Source organism: Pseudomonas sp. ArH3a (assembly GCF_022648765.1).
Lineage (GTDB): Bacteria > Pseudomonadota > Gammaproteobacteria > Pseudomonadales > Pseudomonadaceae > Aquipseudomonas.
Window position 1 is genome coordinate 3,517,172 of the sequence record NZ_CP080330.1, and the last position, 17,137, is coordinate 3,534,308.

Annotated in this window: 13 protein-coding genes; all 13 read right to left on the reverse strand. The window is 61.0% G+C overall.

What is annotated here, in order from left to right; genetic code table 11:
* Nucleotide 1 precedes the first annotated feature (1 nt).
* Nucleotides 2-670, reverse strand: a complete 669-nt coding sequence (locus tag K0P33_RS15840; RefSeq protein ID WP_242149391.1) for a DotU family type IV/VI secretion system protein — start codon at nucleotides 668-670, stop codon at nucleotides 2-4.
* Nucleotides 667-2,052, reverse strand: a complete 1,386-nt coding sequence (tssK, locus tag K0P33_RS15845; RefSeq protein WP_242149394.1) for a type VI secretion system baseplate subunit TssK — start codon at nucleotides 2,050-2,052, stop codon at nucleotides 667-669. Before tssK ends, K0P33_RS15840 begins: the two co-directional genes overlap by 4 nt.
* Nucleotides 2,053-2,092: 40 nt before the next feature.
* Nucleotides 2,093-2,740: a type VI secretion system lipoprotein TssJ gene (tssJ, locus tag K0P33_RS15850; protein WP_094951059.1), complete on the reverse strand. Its 648-nt coding sequence runs from the start codon at nucleotides 2,738-2,740 to the stop codon at nucleotides 2,093-2,095.
* Nucleotides 2,737-3,144 carry a DUF4150 domain-containing protein gene (locus tag K0P33_RS15855; RefSeq protein WP_242149397.1) on the reverse strand — a complete coding sequence of 136 codons (408 nt, stop codon included), beginning with the start codon at nucleotides 3,142-3,144 and terminating at the stop codon, nucleotides 2,737-2,739. Before K0P33_RS15855 ends, tssJ begins: the two co-directional genes overlap by 4 nt.
* Nucleotides 3,145-3,153: 9 nt before the next feature.
* Entirely contained in the window at nucleotides 3,154-3,804 is a 651-nt protein-coding gene (locus tag K0P33_RS15860) for a DUF3540 domain-containing protein (protein WP_083358417.1), read from the reverse strand.
* A gap of 10 nt (nucleotides 3,805-3,814) precedes the next feature.
* Entirely contained in the window at nucleotides 3,815-4,762 is a 948-nt protein-coding gene (locus K0P33_RS15865; RefSeq protein ID WP_094951061.1) for a pentapeptide repeat-containing protein, read from the reverse strand.
* Nucleotides 4,755-7,157, reverse strand: a complete 2,403-nt coding sequence (locus K0P33_RS15870) for a DUF2169 domain-containing protein (RefSeq protein WP_242149399.1) — start codon at nucleotides 7,155-7,157, stop codon at nucleotides 4,755-4,757. The genes K0P33_RS15865 and K0P33_RS15870 overlap by 8 nt, the downstream gene beginning before the upstream one ends.
* A gap of 14 nt (nucleotides 7,158-7,171) precedes the next feature.
* A complete protein-coding gene (tssI, locus tag K0P33_RS15875; RefSeq protein WP_242149402.1) occupies nucleotides 7,172-9,739 on the reverse strand; it encodes a type VI secretion system tip protein TssI/VgrG in 2,568 nt (855 codons plus the stop codon).
* Nucleotides 9,740-9,830: 91 nt separating this feature from the next.
* Nucleotides 9,831-12,452: a type VI secretion system ATPase TssH gene (tssH, locus tag K0P33_RS15880; protein ID WP_094951064.1), complete on the reverse strand. Its 2,622-nt coding sequence runs from the start codon at nucleotides 12,450-12,452 to the stop codon at nucleotides 9,831-9,833.
* Nucleotides 12,449-13,429 (reverse strand): type VI secretion system baseplate subunit TssG, encoded by a 981-nt coding sequence (gene tssG / locus K0P33_RS15885; RefSeq protein WP_242149404.1) that lies wholly within the window; start codon nucleotides 13,427-13,429, stop codon nucleotides 12,449-12,451. The genes tssH and tssG overlap by 4 nt, the downstream gene beginning before the upstream one ends.
* Nucleotides 13,426-15,138 carry a type VI secretion system baseplate subunit TssF gene (gene tssF, locus K0P33_RS15890; protein ID WP_242149407.1) on the reverse strand — a complete coding sequence of 571 codons (1,713 nt, stop codon included), beginning with the start codon at nucleotides 15,136-15,138 and terminating at the stop codon, nucleotides 13,426-13,428. Before tssF ends, tssG begins: the two co-directional genes overlap by 4 nt.
* Before the next feature lie 7 nt (nucleotides 15,139-15,145).
* A complete protein-coding gene (gene tssE, locus K0P33_RS15895; RefSeq protein WP_242149410.1) occupies nucleotides 15,146-15,565 on the reverse strand; it encodes a type VI secretion system baseplate subunit TssE in 420 nt (139 codons plus the stop codon).
* Nucleotides 15,566-15,647: 82 nt separating this feature from the next.
* On the reverse strand, nucleotides 15,648-17,135 hold the full coding sequence (gene tssC / locus K0P33_RS15900) for a type VI secretion system contractile sheath large subunit (RefSeq protein WP_242149412.1): 1,488 nt from the start codon (nucleotides 17,133-17,135) through the stop codon (nucleotides 15,648-15,650).
* Nucleotides 17,136-17,137: the final 2 nt, after the last annotated feature.

Here is a 17,137-nt window from a genome sequence, read left to right on the forward strand (position 1 = left end):
TTCAATGGGTCTCCATCAGCATCGCGGCAGCCGTTGCCAGCGGCCTGTCCAGGCCGATGTAAAGGGCTGCCAGGCCCAGTAGCGGAATCACGATCAACGCGACAAGCACCAACATGGGCACTCGCCGACGCGTCTGCGCGCGCGCGGCTGTGGCACCGAATGACGGCGGGGCAAATAACCTGCTGGACGCGTCCAGCGTGCGCATCTGGCCGTCACGGGCAATGCGTTGCAGGCATTTGCGGCGAAAGTCGGCCAGTTCATCGCCTGGGCGCGTTGCGTAGTGACCGGCGAAACCCGCGAGCAGGGCCAGGCCAAACACCTCGCGAACCGGCCCGGCATCCTCCGGTAGCGCCTGCAAGCGCTGGAAAAACTCGACCCCAGCCCGTGTGGTAGAAAAGTAGTGGCGCTGTAAGGGCGACCGACGCCAGTCGACGGCGCCGCACCACAGGGTGGTCATTGCCGTTTCATCCACCCAGGCCACGACCGAAAACAGTGATTCGCGCACCCACGTTTCGAGGTAACCGAGCTCACGGGCGCGATCGACCGCAAGGTCCAGCTGGTGGGTGAGGGTTGCTTTCGCGGTGGCCGCCGACGCAGCGGGATCGGCGATGACGCCATGAGTGGTTTCAAAGATGCCGACCCAGCAGTCGGCCAAGCGACTTTCGTTCATGCGCGTACCGCCACCAGCTCTACCAACAAGTCTGCCGGGGCATCAGGCATAAACAGCGCGGCGGCCTGCGCGCTGCAGATTTTTTCCCAGGCGTCACTCAGTGGTTCCAGTCGGTAATAGAGGGCTCCGGGCCGGCGGGGCATGCCTTGCGGCGGCACGTGCAGGAAAATCAGTTCAACCCCCGGTAATGCACGGCTGATCAGGTCAGGCATGTGCTGCGGGGCGCCCAGCTTGCCGTCCAGTTCCAGGTTCTGCGCGAGTCGCGTCGGATCACCCTCGCTGCGCACCACTAGATAGTAGCGGTGGCGCGGGCCAACAAAGGCGTCAGGCAGGGCGCTCTGGAACAACCCATCGCAGGGCAGCAACCGCACCAGCAGTTCTGCGCCGACGCTGATCTCGTTAAGCAATTGGCCTATTAACCCAGCCGCCAGAGTGATGGCCTGGCCGGACTCTTCATGGTGATAGGGCGCCAACAACGAACGGCCATCGGCGGTTTGCCCCAGCATGTCGCAGCGCTCGCTGAACACACTCAGTTCACCCACCAACTGGCGCAGCGTCCCATACACCTGCCACGGTGAAACTTGCGGTGTTTCCAGAAAATGCGTCAGCAGTGGGCCGTAACGGTTAAGGGTGACCAATGCGAGCAAATTTTGCGTGTGTGCGGCATCGAAGTCGCCATAACGCGCATCGCCTGATTGCTTGAAGACCTCCAACTGTCGGGCTCGGCTGACCAATTCGTCACGGGTATCGCGCAACGTTTGCATTAACGCTGGCGAGGCACCGATCATCACGCAAGGGGCGATGTAACGTTCGCACAAATGAATGCGGTCACCGTCGTGCTCCAACCGCGCGACAGGCAACAGCTCATAGGCGCCGAGGTTGTCCAGCTCCTCTTCCCAGAATAAGCGCAAGACGTAGCACATTTGCCGTACCAGCGCTTCGGGGGCTTCTGCGTGCCGATCATTCAGGGGTTGCGGGTCGGCCCTCACCGCGAAGCGCACGCTGGCTTTTTCGGCGTCTTGCAGGTCTTCGAATACCTGCGCGTCAGGTTCGCCCGGCTGGCTGCGCTTGAGGCCGACATACAGTGTGCGGCTGTCACGGGCAAAGTCTGCCTGCGCCAGTGGGCGGCACTCCAGCATGGCATTACCGGGGTACTCCACCAGGCTGCCGTCGGTAAACCGCACCGACAGCTGTTCAATTCGACATTGACGGGACGCCAGTGCCGCCTCACTCAAGCGCATCGATACCAGCCCCCAGGCATGCGGTTGCAGGCAGGCCAGGTGCCTGGTCATGAGGTTTTCCAGGCGTGCGTCATTGTGTTGAAAGTGCTGCGGTTGCAGGAACAGGCCTTGATGCCAGTAAAGCGGTTTGTCGATGTTCATAGGGCACCTCGACAGAGAGAGGAAACACGCGCAACAGCCATCATTGGCTCACGCCAGGCAAGCTGATTTCGCCTTCGACGGGCTGCTCGGTGGCAGGCTTCGCCAGCCGGCTTTGCTGGCTGCGCAATAGCGCGTCAGGCCCAAGCAGTAGATGGATGGCGAGGGGTTTGGGGCAGGCTGACCAGGTTTTGCTGAAGAACCCGGTAGAGGTCACGTCCACGCCAATGCGGTAGAGCTTGACGCTGCGCTGCGGGTCCAAGTGGGCGTAGCCGGCGCTGATACCGACCATTTTTGCGCCCTCCAGGCGTGGCAGGCGCACGGTACGGGTTTGGCCGGGCTCGATAAACAGGCGGGTCAGGCCAATCAGGTCCGGCGGTGCGCTGGGCATCAGCAACAGCTTGCTCAGTTGCTGACTGCTGCCGGCATAGGCACTGAAGGCGTTAGGTTGAGCGAACTGGGTCACGACCAACAGGAGCGAGTGTGGCTGGCCGTCGTATTGGTTGAGATCTTTGTCGGCGGTCAGCGTCAATTCAATGCTGTCATCGGCGTAATTCCATTTCAGCTCGCTCAGCGCCTGTTGCTGTGGTGTCAGGGCGTTACTGCTGCAGGCGCTGAGCAATAGGAATAGGACGAGCCACAGCACGCCAATCGTTTTCAGCGCAGCAGTTTTCAGCGCAACAGTGTTCATCGCAACACCAAGACCTTAGTCTGGCCGGGGGCGCTGACCATACCCACGGTATTCTGGGGCGCGCCGTTATGGCCGGTCAGGCAGGTCATCCGTACGGCAGGCTTGCCGCCGACCATCACGCAGGTGCTGGCGTTGAGGAAGGTCATTTCACCCATGATTCTGCCGCTGACCAGGCCGCCTGCGGCGCCCGCCTGATCGCCATTGCTGACTGTCACTTTGCTCATCACGTTCATCGCCGGCATGCCCATCACCAGCACTTTTGCAACCAAGCCACCGGGATCCGCCATGCTGGTGTCGGCAATGTTGGGATAAGGCATTGGTACAGGCCCGGCCGGGCTTGGTGTATTACACATGTCGGGTGCGGTGGCGGTTGCCACCGCGCCATCATTGGTCAGCATGTACATAGGGAGCTCCTAACCGAGTTTGATGCGCTGGCCATCCAGCGCGACAGTACTGTCGGCGAACAGGTCGAGGGTTTCGCCACGCAATTGCCAGTCGTTTTTCACCTGCTGGCTGACCGAGCCTGCGTACAGGTCTTCGTGCCCCTCCACGCGGCGCCGACTGTCGCCGAACTCCGCTGTGTGCACCTGCACGTATTGGTGCGCGTGCAGCGCAGTGTCATGGCGTTGCAGCCAATAGCTGTCGGCGCGTTCACCGCTGACCTGCAGCGTTTTAGTGGTCAGGCAGGCGTGGGTGCTGTGCAACAGGACGCTGGCGCTGTGCACGGCGAGTGCGGCGCCGGCGTCCAGGTTGATACCGTCCCGTGCCTGCACCTGCAACGCACCTGTTGGCAGTTGCAGGTGCAGGTCGCCGTCCACACTCAAGCGTGCGGGCGTGGTGCTGTCGCGCTCCAGCACGGTAAGGATGTAGCCGCTCGCACCCTCCACGCAGATCAGCACCGCATCGCCCAGTGCCGGGTGTAGCAGGCACCCGGCTGCGGGTTTGAGCCAGAAACGTCGCCCGTCGCTACTGACGACGCCGAAACGCTCACCCTCCAGGGCATTGATCCGGGCATGGTGCAAGGTGGCCGTGTATTGACTGTGCGGCTGGACGTGCGGTGGCATGATGTTCTCCTTACAGCGTCGGCTGCCAGCAATCAGCGGCCAGGCGTAGCGGGTCGGTAGGGTAGATGTCGTCGAGCCGTGCCCCTTGCCACTGGCAGTTGTCCAGTTCGGCGGCGTGCAGGTTGGCGCCAAACAGATCGGCATCCGTGAAATCGGCGCCACGGGCACGCAGACAGATGCATTGCGCGTAGCGCAGACGCGCGCGCAAGAAGCGTGCGCCGGGCAGCTGCGCACCGTTCAAGTTGGCCTGTATCAACCCACAGTCGGTGAAGTCGACAGCGTTCAACTGCGCGTCGGTAAAGATCGCCTGCAGCAGGTTAGTGGCGATGAAGCGCACTCGTGTCCCCTGGCATTGGTACAGCGACAGCGCGCGGGTTTCGGCATGGCTCAGGTCAATGTCGGTCAGGCTGCTGCGATCAAATGCACATTGCTCAAGGTGTGCGTCGATCATGTAGAGGTTGCGCAGCAGGCTGTCGGTCACGCGCACTTGATGCCATTGCACTGAGCTGGCATCGGCATCACACAGGCTCATATGGTCCAGTTGGCATTGACGCATGACGCTGCCGCGTAAGTTGGGCACTGAAAATGCGCAGTCAACAAAACTGAGGTTGCTGGCATTAGCTTCGCTGAGGCTCAATCCAACGGCCTCGCACCGTAACCAGCGGCCACCTTCGAGCGTAACCTTGGCAAAGTTTGCCCCATCGAATTGGCAATTCCTGAAGTCGACCTGACGCAAATGGCTGCCGCAAAAGTGGCTTCCCGCCAGTTGACAGTCGACCCAGGTACAGGCCTTGAGGTCGGCGCCGTTGAAGCAAGCATTACGCGCATCGACTTGCTCAAAGCGCGCATCGCGCAAAGCAATCCCCCGGTAGTCACCGCCGGCCAGGCAGAGGTCGCGCAGTACGCCGCCTTCAGCGATGCGTGCGCGCAGCTGTTCGGCGGTCATTGGTTCAGACATTGTTGAGTTCCTCGGGTAAACGGCAATAGCTCAATACAGCACCCTGCAAGCGTGCTCCAAGACCTCGCGCGCCTTCGCTGGCCACCGCATGCAGATTGCTGTCGCGCAAGTCGGCCTGCTCCAGCCGGACTTTGCGCAGGCGGGCCTGCTGCAAGTTGGCGCCCACCCACTGTATGTGGCTGAGGTTGCTGCCAGTGAAGTCGGCATTGCGGGCGCACAGGCGATAACCGTGGCTGCTGCGCAGGTCGCACTGGTGGAGTAGCGCGTTTTGCAGGTCGCAGCCACGCAGGCTCGCGCCCACCAGTGAGGCGCCTTGCAGGCTGGCATTGGCGAGATCTGCGTGGTCCAGGCGAATGCCGGGCAGTTGGCAATCCAGGTCCAGTTGCAGGTCAGCGGCCTTGGCATTGGTCAGGTCAATGTCTTGGCCCTTGACCGCTGACCACGCCGCTGATTGCAGGCTGGCGCCGCCCAGCTGCGCATGGTCCAACAGGCAAGCGTTGAAGCGGCTTTTAGCTAACTGCGCGTCGCGTAGGTTGATATGGCGCAGGTCGCAATGTCGCAGGATGCTGCCGGTCAGGTCGGCGCCCAGCCATTGAGCGCCAGTCAGTACGCAGCGATCAAACACGCAGCGCTGCAACGTGGCGCCGGCCAAGTCGCTGGAAGACAGATCAAGGTCGACAAAATGCGCGCCTTCCAGGTGCTCGCCACGGGTGTGGGCAGCCTCCAGTAACGCGCGAGTCCATGGCTCGGCCTTGGGTATGATGTGGTCGCCGTGGGCAGTCGGTGGTGGTGCGTTTCTTAGCGGATTGGCGCCTGGAATGGCCCCCGGTAACTTTGCCCGCAGTGCGTGCATTGTCTGCTTGATGTGCTGTTCTGTCTCACGCATCTGTTGCAAGCCGGCGCTCAGTTGCGTGTGCAATGAGGCTTTGTGCTGCGGCGACAGCGACAGGTAGTCAAGACTGGACAATGGGTCAATCTTGAGGGCGGGCGAGGCGCTTTGCTCGGCGTGCTTGATCTGCTGGCGCAGCGCCTCGGGGTGCATGTTCAGGTGTCTCGCCGTCTGGTCCAGGAACTTCTCGGCCGCCGCGTGAGCGTGTTCAATAGCGGTATGAATGCGCGCCTTAAGCGCCATCGGGTCGAACGCCGGGGTCTTGGCCGCAGGCTGTGGCATCAGTGCCGCGAGGTCAGGGGCAGTGGCCGGGTAGTCGGCCCGGTTCAAGGTTTTACCGAAGCGTTTGCCGAGGTTGGCGGCGCATTCCAGTACCTTGCCTTGTTCGGCGGCGAAGGTCGCGTAACGGGCGTCAATCGAGGCCTGCATACGGCGAATAATCACCTCTTTGTCGACGGTTTCCCGTGCTGCTGGGATCGCCGCAGCCGTCGGTTTAACGCAAGGCCAGAGTTTTTCGCAGCAGGCGGCGACGGTTGCGCAGGGCGCGCCAGCGCACTCATACAGTGCGCCGAGTTGGGCAATATCGGCGCCGTCAAGATCGGCCACGCTGACCTCGGCCCGGTACAGCAGCAAAACCCGCTCAACGTCGGGGAACAGCCAAACCGTGTCGAGGTGCACAGTCGGCTCTTCGACCTCGTGCGCAAGCGCCGTTCGCTTCACAAATAGACGTACTCGCAACGCCGGCAACGAACCACTGACCTGCGGGTGCTGCGGGTGCATGCCCTCCACGCACCAGTCTTCGTTGCCGCTCCAGTAGCCAGGCGCACATTGGTCCTGGGGCACCGCATCAAACCAGCGGGCATCGCAATCCAGTGGTGGGTAGGGCGCACGACGCGCGGTCCATTGCGCATCGCAGGTTCCCCACCACTCACGACGCTCCAGGCAATGCGGCGGCAGAGGGCCCAAGGTGGCGATTGGCAGGGTCTGCCCTGGCACTCTCATGGGCGAAAGTGCGTCTTCGATTTGTGGCAACGAGGTGCCCACACAGCTGTCAGGATCAGCCACATAACCGCTGCCGTCGGGATTGTCCGCCCAGCCGGCCCCTCCGAAGGCATGGTGCAGGTCCAATGGCAAAGGTAGGAGCGGGCCTGTGGTGCGTGGCATAACACCGGCCACACCACGCTGCCAAGTCCGCGGCGGATGCAGGTGCAGAATCTTACTGATGCTTGCCACCCGCACGCGCACCGCCATGCCCTGTTCTTGCTGCTCGGACGTCAGCGGGTAGGCACTGCCGTGGACCGCGAAACTACCACGGGCCTTCTTCAAGCCACTGTCGAACGGTTGCTTGGCGAAGCGTTCGCTGAGCCAGGGCAGCGCGTGTTCAGCGGCGATGACTGGGTGGTCGCGGTCATAAAGCAACCCCACAGTGATCGTCAGGCTCGCCGGCTGCGGGCCTTGTTGGCGGGCCAGGGTCAACAGGCTGATATCGGGATAGGTCAGATGCATGGTCAGCTCCTTCGTCAGACTGGCAAGTCCAGCGGGCTGAATTTTTCCACCGGTTCGAGTGCCAGGTTGGCGACCATATTGAGACTTTCCGTCAAGCCCTTGACTGTTTGTGACAGGGCGTCGAACTCGGCTTGTTTTTCCGCGGCCCGGGCCTGCACTTCCAGAGGAACAGGTGGGATATAGGGCGTGCTGAACGTCGCTGCGTCAGCATTGAGGGTATTCACACTGGCAGTGTCTACGCTGAGTGTGCGCGAGACCGTTGCGGTTTCAGTCGTGGTCTTGCCGTGGACAGTCAGGTTGCCGTTGACGAAGGCATTTCCCTCGATGACCGTGTCACCTTTGAGGGTCAGGATGTGGCCAGCGACAATCCGAACACCCAAGGCATTCATCTCGATGGAGTTGTCCCCACAGACCAGGGTGATTGATTCGTTTGCGGCCATGTTATAGGTCTTGACTTCGACATCCCGCAGGTCCCCGCGCAGTTGGGTAACCGAGCTTTGCAGGCGGGTGATCAGCACGCTTTGATCGGATACTTTCGAGCAGTCTTTCTTGGTCGTCGAATAGGTGTAGTCAATCCCGTTAAACGACATTGAAGCGCTGACGCCTGACGTATTCATGGCCACAGAAGTTGCTTGTCCAGTGAGGCTGAGCTTGAGTGCGCCAAAGCTGGCGTCCGACTGGACGGTAGCGGTCTTGAGTGCGGCCGAGAATGTAGGGGCGTTGCTGTAGTCGGCCTTGGCCCCGAGGTTGAGCCAGCTCGGGCCACCCCAATGGCTACCTGTGTTGAGGTTGCCCAGCGGTTTTTTTGGCTCGGGTGGCTGCGCCGGCTCAGTGGCATCCGGTTCTGGGCCGCTGCCACTGGCTGGCGGTGGCTCACCGGTGCCCATGGACATTGAATATACGCCGGGCACCTCGTGGTGAAGCGAAGACGAAGTCAAGTGTAAATGCGCGTTGGTACGCAGTTGTGCGCCAGCGATTTCGCCATTGCCCAAGGTCAAGGTGGTGCTGCCGCCAGGCGCGCCCATTTGCATGTGAGCAGCGCCAGGTTGGTCGTCAATCGCCAGAAAGTGCCCGCCCGCCGTGGACAGCCCACTCTGGGTGGCGTTTTTTTCATTGACCCGGTTGGGGTTTTCCGAATTCGGCACGCTGCCGACAATAATCGGCCGGTCCGGGTCGCCGCCAAGGAATGACACCAGCACTTCGCTGCCTTTGAGCAGCGGAAAGTGCATGCCATGGCTGGAGCCGGCAGACATCGACGCCATGCGCAGCCACGCCGAGCCTCGCGTGCCAGGCTTTTGATGGCGAATAAAGGGGAAGCGGACTTTATAGCAACCGTGCTGGTTGAGCAGCGGCTTGCCGCAGTCGTCGCCATCCACCACGGCGCTGAGCACGCCGACGACGTTGGGCTTTTGGGTATCCAGGCGTGGTCGGAACTGCACCTCGGCGGGGATCACCACAAAGCGCACCAGGGTATCGCGGGGTGCTTTATCGTCGCTTGTCGCAGGCAGAGGTTGATGACCGCTGTGGTGCACCTCAAGCACTTGGTAGACCGCATTCATACCCGGGTGGGTATGGCCGGTGAGTGCCATGCAGCGACCCGATCGAAGGCCGACAACATGACCACTGCCCTGAAACAGCCGATGCCGGCAACCCAACGCCTGGGCGCGACGTTGCGCCAGCCAGAGACCCTGATCGTTACTGCCAAAATGCTCGCCATACACACCGTATTCACCGCTGAACGCGGGTGATGGGCCCGGTGCCTGGTCGTTGCCGGCGACGCAGCCGGCCGCCACGGGTGCGGTGCTGTGCAACGACCGTTGTGCGTTGCTGGCGGAGAAGTCTTGCAGCACCACGCGCGCCGGCTGCACCACGGTACGACGAATGAAGCTGTGGGCGACCGCTTGCAGATCATTGTTCAGCGCGGTGTCCAAGGGGCGGTAGCGCACCGGCATCAAGGACCTGGGTTGGGCGCTGCGGTCACTGCAAATGATCAGGGCTTCCTGTTCAGCCTGTTGTTCGAAGAAGTAGTAGCAGCCGCTGTATTCCAACAGGCGAGAGAGAAAGTCGAAACTCGACTCTTCGTATTGGCAGGTAAAGCTGGCTTGGGTATGAGGAATGTCGTCGTCCCGCAAGCGCAGGTCGAAATCGAAGACCTGCGTGCTGGTGCTGTCCGAGCCCTGGCCTTCATGCGTCAGGTCGGCATGCTTGAGAATGTCACGCACCAACTCCGGCAGATTTTTATCCAGCCAGATTTCGCTGAAGCGTTGCAGGCGCAAGCGGCTCATGCGTGGCTCCAGTACCACGCGGCAATAGTGGTAGAGCTCGTCGGCGTCCAGCACCTCCACCGACGTTACGATGCCATGGTACGGATGCGCCGCGCCCAAGGTGTCAAACAGCGTCAGGTGTGCGGGAACGCCGAGCATGGCGTCTTCGTTCAGCAACGGAGCCAGTGACGCCAGTACCACCTCGAAGCGATACGGCCGCGATAACAGATCTTCACCCTGCCAGCTGGCAACCAGCAGATGTTCGAGGGCGAGCGCGTCACTTTGGAACGTGCACAGTGGTAGCTCGGTCGATGTCATGGTCTGAACTCCTGGTTACCTGCGCAATCGAGTCACGGGGCCACTGTAGGGCGGGCTCGTTTTTTTAGCGCTCGGGTAAAGACCTGATTGTTCAGCTGGCCACGGACTCGATCAGCCACTCACCGTTGACGTTCACATCGACCGTGATGGCGGCGAGTACGCGCTGTTCGGCCAACGCCGCCAGCAGCACGTCCGACAGCCGCGGTGTAAGGCTGGTGCGCAGGATGAAGTCGATGTTGCGCGCGCCGTTTTGCCCACTCGTGCAGCGCTCGGCCAGGGTGCGGGCTACCGACGCGCTGAAGCTTAGGCGCACTTTGGCCGACGACAGCAGGCGCGCAGCCAGTCGCGCAAGTTTCAAGTCGACAATGCTCACTAGGTGCTCAGCTTGCAGGGTGAAGTAGGGGACGATGGTCATGCGGGCCAGCAACGCTGGTTTGAAATGCAACGACAGCGTGGGTCGGATGCGCTCCACAAGCGCGTCGGCACTCGGGCGATCGCCGGCGCACAACGCGCTGATTTCATCGCTCGCCAAGTTGCTGGTGAGAAATATCACGGTGTTGCTGAAGTCGATGTGCCGCCCTTCACCGTCGCACAGGCTGCCCTTGTCAAATACCTGATAAAACAGGTTGACCACCTCCAGATGAGCCTTTTCGACTTCGTCGAGCAGCACCACCGAGTAGGGGCGGCGGCGCACGGCTTCGGTCAGCACACCGCCTTCGCCATACCCCACATAGCCTGGCGGCGAGCCTACCAGGCGGCTCACGGTATGCTTTTCCTGAAACTCGCTCATGGCGAGGGTCGTCAGCGCATGCTCACCGCCAAACAAGTGATCGGCCACTGCGAGTGCGGTTTCAGTTTTGCCGACACCGGAAGGGCCCACAAGCAGGAACACGCCTAATGGTTGTTGCGGATCGCGAAGGCCCGACTGCGCCGCCTTCAATATGTCGCAAAGGCTCTGGACGGCAGCATCCTGGCCATGAATGCGGGTTTTTATGTTGTCCGCCAGCGCCATTACGCCGCCAGCGCTGTCACGTAGAACCTTGCCCAGGGGAATGCCGGTCCAGTCGGATACAACGTTGGCGATGGCGTCAGGGTTGACCTCTGTAAACAGCAGTGGGTCGTCACCTTGCAAGTGCTTGAGCCTGTCACTGGCCTCGGTCAATGCCGCGCCGGCGCCGTTAACGAGTGGCCCCTGTGCGCGCAGCTCAAGGACGCGATACGCCGCAGCACGCTCAGCGTGCCAGCGGACTTCCAGCGCTTGGTACGCCACAACCAGTTCAGTCAGTGTTTGTTCAATGGCCTGTACGCGCCCTGGGTCTACGGGATGGCCATGGTTTCGATCGCGTTCCAGGGCCTCGCGCTCACGCGACAAGGCCGCCTGCTGCCGCTCGAGGCGTTCCAGCTCGGCGGGCCGCGTGTCCAGGCCAATACGCACGCGCGCACTGGCCGTGTCTAACAAATCCACAGCTTTGTCGGGCAATAAGCGACCGGTGATATAACGGTCGGAGAGTTCGGCGGCGGCGATCATGGCATCATCGCGAACGCTTACGCCATGGACTGTTTCATAGTGCGATTTGAGGCCCCGCAGAATCAGCACAGCGGTGGCCACGCTCGGTTCGTCCAGCTTGACCACCTGGAAGCGGCGGGCGAGGGCAGGGTCTTTTTCGAAGTACTTCTTGTACTCGCTCCAAGTGGTCGCGGCGATAGTGCGCAGCTCCCCCCGGGCCAGCGCAGGCTTGAGCAGGTTGGCGGCGTCAGAACCACCGCTGGCCCCACCGGCACCAATCAGCATGTGGGCTTCATCGATAAATAAAATGATCGGCACAGTGGACGCCTTAACCGCGTCGATAACGGCACGCAAGCGACGCTCAAACTCACCTTTGACACTGGCACCGGCCTCCAGCAAACCCATATCAAGACTCAGCAACCGAGTCGTGCGCAAAAAGTCCGGCACATCGCCTTGGTGGATCGCCAGTGCCAGGCCCTCGACCACGGCGGATTTACCGACGCCGGGCTCGCCGACCACAATGGGATTGTTCTTGCGGCGCCGGGCGAGGATATCGACCATCTGGCGAATTTCCTGGTCGCGCCCGAACACCGGGTCAATGCCACCACTGGCAGCCTTGGCGGTAAGGTCTTCGCAGAAGCGTGCAAGGGTGTCTTCGCGATTGACCCCGGCGCCGGCGTCAGACGCGCCGCCGGCCAGCGACGCACTTTGCAGCTGCGCTAATGGGCCTTCGCTGGAACCCGCGACGATATCGGCAAACGCATTACTCAGGCGCTCGCGTGAAATACCCTTGAGCAGTTCGCCGTAGCGGGTCCCCGCCGTGTAGTAGCCCAGGCGCGTAATCAGCGCGAGCAGCAACGTTCCGGTACGGATGCAAGGGCTGCCGACAATCAGCGATGCCGCGATCCAGGCGTCTTGCACCCATTCGGTCAGCAGCGGTGAAAACACCGGGCGTCCAGGGTTCCCCTGCTTGAACTGCGCCAGGCTATCGTCAATCTGAGCTGACAGGCGCAAGGCGTCCACCTCGAAATACGCCAGAATCAGCGCAACATCGGCCTGTGGGTCTTGCAGCAACGGGTGCAGGAAATGTTCGAGGGTAATCTCGTAATGCCCGCGCGCCAGCGTCATGCCGGCGCCATTCTCCAGTGCTTGACTACTGAAGCTGTTGAGCCTTGCAAACAGCGGCTTGAGTTCTACCTGGATCATTTTTCGCTCCTCGGTTGGGCGCTCTGACTCTGCGTCCCGGCCAGCATGAATACCGCCTTGCCCTGATTGACCGTGTGGCCGAGCCAAGTGTTGGTACCCAGGCGGTGCCAGCCGTCCCCCAAACGGGTGCCACCCTGTTGTGCGGGCTTGAGGCTCAATACCAGCCGACAGTTGACCGGGGTATGCAGGTACAACGCAGTTAATCGTTCGATACGTTTGTAGAGCGTGGCACCTGGCATCAGCAGGTGAAAACGCAAGGCGTCCAGTGGGCCGATACGGATATCCAAGGTGCTGCTGCGGTCACTGACCTGTTGCCCCAGCAGGCTGTCTTGGCCCAGCACATTGCTCTGCATACCCAACCGGCAGCGGGACTGGTCATCAATCGGCACATGGCTCAGCACACAGGGCACGACCTCTACGGGGTCGCCGTCCAGCGTGCTGCGCAGCAGTTGCTCCAAACCCAGTGCAGAGCGTGGGAACTGGTTGAAAATGCCGGCGTAGCGCAATAATTGCGGCGCCTGCTGGCGCCACTGCGGGTCGGCGTCTGCCAGGCCAATCAGCGAGCGCACCAGGTTCAGGCGCCCAAGGTCACGCCGCTCGCCAATCGCCATCCACAGGCGATGCTTTTCCCAGGCACGAAACAGCAGCGGGTACAGCGCGGCGTGCAATATGTCGAGAAAGTCGCGGCCGGCGCTATGGCCTTGTAACTGCTCGTCGATCAAGTCTTCGGTATAGAACGTCGGCAGCGGCGACGTCACGCCATACAGGCCAAAGAAGCTGGCTTGCAGGTGGTAGCGCCCACTGGGGTCTTGGTCGATGGCTAAAACGTCGCACTCGGGGAACCCCAAGCCCAAGTCTGGGCGTATTCGCACGCCGTCGCTGAAGGCCTCATCGTTTGGGAAGCGCAGGCGCAGCAAGCGCAATGCCTGGAAAAAAGCATAGTCGCGACCTTTGGCCAGCAGGGGATCCTGAGTCATAGCAGGCGTTGCCGACCGATTTTCGCCGGCCATGAGAGTGTCTCTTGGTTCACACTGTCATACAGCTTGAGTGCCACGAAGCTGTTGAGCGCCACACAGCCTGCGAAGAACTCATCAAGCACTACGCCAAACAGGTAGAGCCCGCCAGGCCCAAGGAAGTGGTCGCCGCGGCACTGCAAATGGACCACCGTACCTTCGATGGGCAGGCCATTGATGAAGCGCCGCTCCTGAGTGGCCAGGACTTTTTCGATGCCATTGATGCGCCGGTTATTGGCGTCTTGCCCACTTTCATCCGCACTTGGGAGGTAGAGTTTGAGCAGGCTCTTGAGGTAATCGGCATCCAGCAGCTTAAAGTGGTTGGCGTTCAACTGGGACAGCATGCGCCAGAGCAACGGGTCCTGATATTTGGGCGGATGGCTGGCGGTTATCCCGCGAATGTTGCGCAGGGTGACGCGTGCCGGTGTGTTATCCATCGGTTGGTTGAGGTCTCCGGGATGCAAGCTTTCCGGCGCTGGGCCGTCGGTGCACAGGAGCGAAATCGACAGGGTGAGGTCTTCCGGCGATTTGCGGTCGGCATACGGCAGGCTGATAAAGTGCTCGTAGTCACGTATGTCATTGCTGGCTTGGCGTATACGCAGGTTGAACGCATCGCGCTGGTAAATGGTGTGAAAGGGTTTCAAGGTTTTTTCGTTGCCGGTTCCCGAGTAAGCACTGACACTCAGCACCGAATGAATACGTAAGCGCTGGCGCTGGGGCTGGCTCGAAGGCTGGATGCGATATTCGGCTTGCCGATGATCGACCCGCAGCGGGTACGCGTCCTGGGTGAACAGGTTGACCGCCGGTGTTACCCCGAGCATGAAGCTGTTTTCGGTTATTGGCGGCGCCCAAGAAGGCACCTTGTCGAACACCAGTTTGATGCTCATGCGCGTGCGCTCGCCTCGGTTGCGCCAGCGCTGCAAACCGCTCAAGCGCACAAACAGGAACTTCTCCGGCAGCGCGAAGTATTCCTGCAAGCCACGGTAAGCAGGGTGCGCGGTGTCCGGATAGGGCAGCAGCGCGTGCTCGCGATCAAATCCACAGGGTTGGATGTAGCTTGCCGGCAGCACCGTCATCGGCAGGCCTTCACCCTGGATGCGTATTTCCCGCACATGCTGGTCCAGCAGGCGGAGGAGGGCGCAGGCTTCGCTGAAGGGGTCCCCCAGGTAGAAGGTCAGGCTGTCGGTGTTCAGGTCATTGGGCGCGACTGTCAGCGCGAGGTCCAGCACCAGGCTGCGGCCCTCTGCGGTACCGCCGTCCCAGCGCGCACCGGTGAGTGTGACGGGCTCAAGGTCGACCGGCATTGTGCTACGAAAGCGCACGCGATGGCCGTCAATGGGTACGGAAGCCACTTCGCATCCGCTGTCGATAGGCAGGGTCTGCGAGAGCGGCGTACGCGGCGCGAACTGCAACAGCGTCATGCACGGCAGTGGCTGCAAGTACTGCGGATAGAGCAACTGCGCCAACTCCTGGACAAATTCGGGAAACTCATCGTCCAGTCGCTGACGCACCATGCCCGTGAGAAAGGCCACACCCTCGAGCAGACGTTCTACATCTGGATCGCTTGCCGAGCCATTGCCGAGCAAGGGCGCCAAGGCAGGGTTGCGCTGCGCAAACTCATCGGCCAGATGCCGCAGGTTATTCAGTTCACTCTGATAGTAGATGTTCTGCATGGTCCACCTAGCGCATCGACAGTGAGACACGCCCGTCACAGGAGACGAGGGTCGACAGGTGAATGGGGATGTCGCGATTATTGATCGCCACCAGTCCATCGAGCATGAAGCGCAACGACAGTACCTCGCGACCGTGTTCGGCCAGCGTGATGCAGGGGGATTTCAGGCGGGGCTCGTAACGCGCAACCATGCGTGTCATATGCTCGATGATTTGCGTGGTTTCTCCAGTGGCGAAACTGCCGGCCAGGTTAGTGAAGTCGGGCACACCGAATTCCGGGTCTATCGGCACGCTGCCTTGGCGCGTGTTGAGGATTCGACTCAGATGCGCCATCAGTGAGTCCAGCAGCACTTGAGCCTGGGTCAGGTGGGAGCGTTCGCTGCCCAACTGCAGGGCGCCAATGCGTTCCAGCAGGCGTTTTTCTTTCATCACCGAGGCCTCATAAACTCATCATTCAAAGGGTGCGGCCATCGTCAGGGCGAATGACCGCAGCGTGCGCAACAGCGGGCCTTCAGCTCTTGTCTAGCTTGCCGACCAACGACAAGGTGAACGAGGCGCCCATGTACTTGAAATGCGGCCGGACCTTGAGGCTGACCCGGTACCAGCCCGGGTCGCCGTCGACGTCGTTGACGCTGATTTGCGCCTGACGCAATGGCCGGCGGCTACGCACGCCCACGGCTGGGTTGTCCATGTCGGCGACGTATTGACGGATCCAGCCGTTGAGTTCTGACTCCAAGTCGCCGCGCTCTTTCCAGGCACCAATGTTTTCGCGCTGGATCACCTTGATGTAGTGAGCCAGGCGGCTGACCACGAAGATGTAAGGCAGCTGCGTGCCGAGCTTGTAGTTCAACTCCGCATCCTTGCCTTCTTTGTCATTGCCGAAGTATTTGGGCTTCTGGCAAGAGTTGGCGGAGAAGAACGCGGCGTTGTCGGTGTTTTTGCGCATGGTCAGCGCAATAAAACCCTGTTCGGCCAGCTCGAATTCGCGTCGCTCGGAGATCAGCACATCGGTGGGGATCTTGGTCTGCACCTCACCCATCGCTTCGTAGTTGTAGATCGGTAAGTCGCTGACCGTACCGCCACCTTGCGGGCCGATGACGTTGGCACACCATCGATACTGCGCGAAGCTGTCGGACAATCGGCTGGCAAACGCGAAGGCCGCATTACCCCACAGGAAGTCGCGGTTGCTGGCCGTGACGTTTTCGTTGTACCGGAACTTGCGGACCGGCACCGTCTCTTCTCCGTAAGGCGTACGCAGCAAGAAGTGCGGCAAGGTCAAGCCTACGAATCGCGAGTCTTCACTCTCGCGAAACGCATTCCACTTAGTGAACTGCGGCCCCTCGAAAACCGCCTGCAGGTCTTTCAGGTTGGGCAGTTGGGAGAAGCTGTCGACACCAAAGAATTGCGGGCTTGCTGCTGCAATAAATGGCGCGTGCGACATGGCTGATACCGACGCGATGGACTGCAACAGCTTGATGTCCTGCGAGCCAGGGCTGAACTCGAAATTGCCGATAATGGCGCCGAACGGCTGGCCGCCGAACTGCCCGAACTCCGCGCTGTAGACCACCTTGTACAGGCCCGAGCGGGTGATTTCCGGCGCATCTTCAAAGTCATCGAGGAGTTTTTGCTTGGCCACACTGAGCATTTCCAGGCGGTTGTTTTCACGAAAATCAGTGCGATCAACCAAGAATTTCAACGAGCGCCATGACGACTCAAGTTTTTGAAAACGCTCATCGTGCAAGATTGCGTCGACCTGACGGCACAGCTTGGCGTCCAGCGCAGCAATCATGTCGTCGATCAGGTTGGCGCTGACTTTTTCAACCGCGCGACTGGGCTCAAGCAGTTGTGCGACAAACGCCTCCAAACCTTGACGCGTCACGGAGTAGGCTTCGTCGCCGGGCTTTATGCGGGCTGTTTCGATCAATTGATCCAGCAGCGAGCCTGGCTGTTGCGTGGCTGGCATTTGCGCGGCCGGGGTCTGGGTGTCTTCTTGAGTCATGG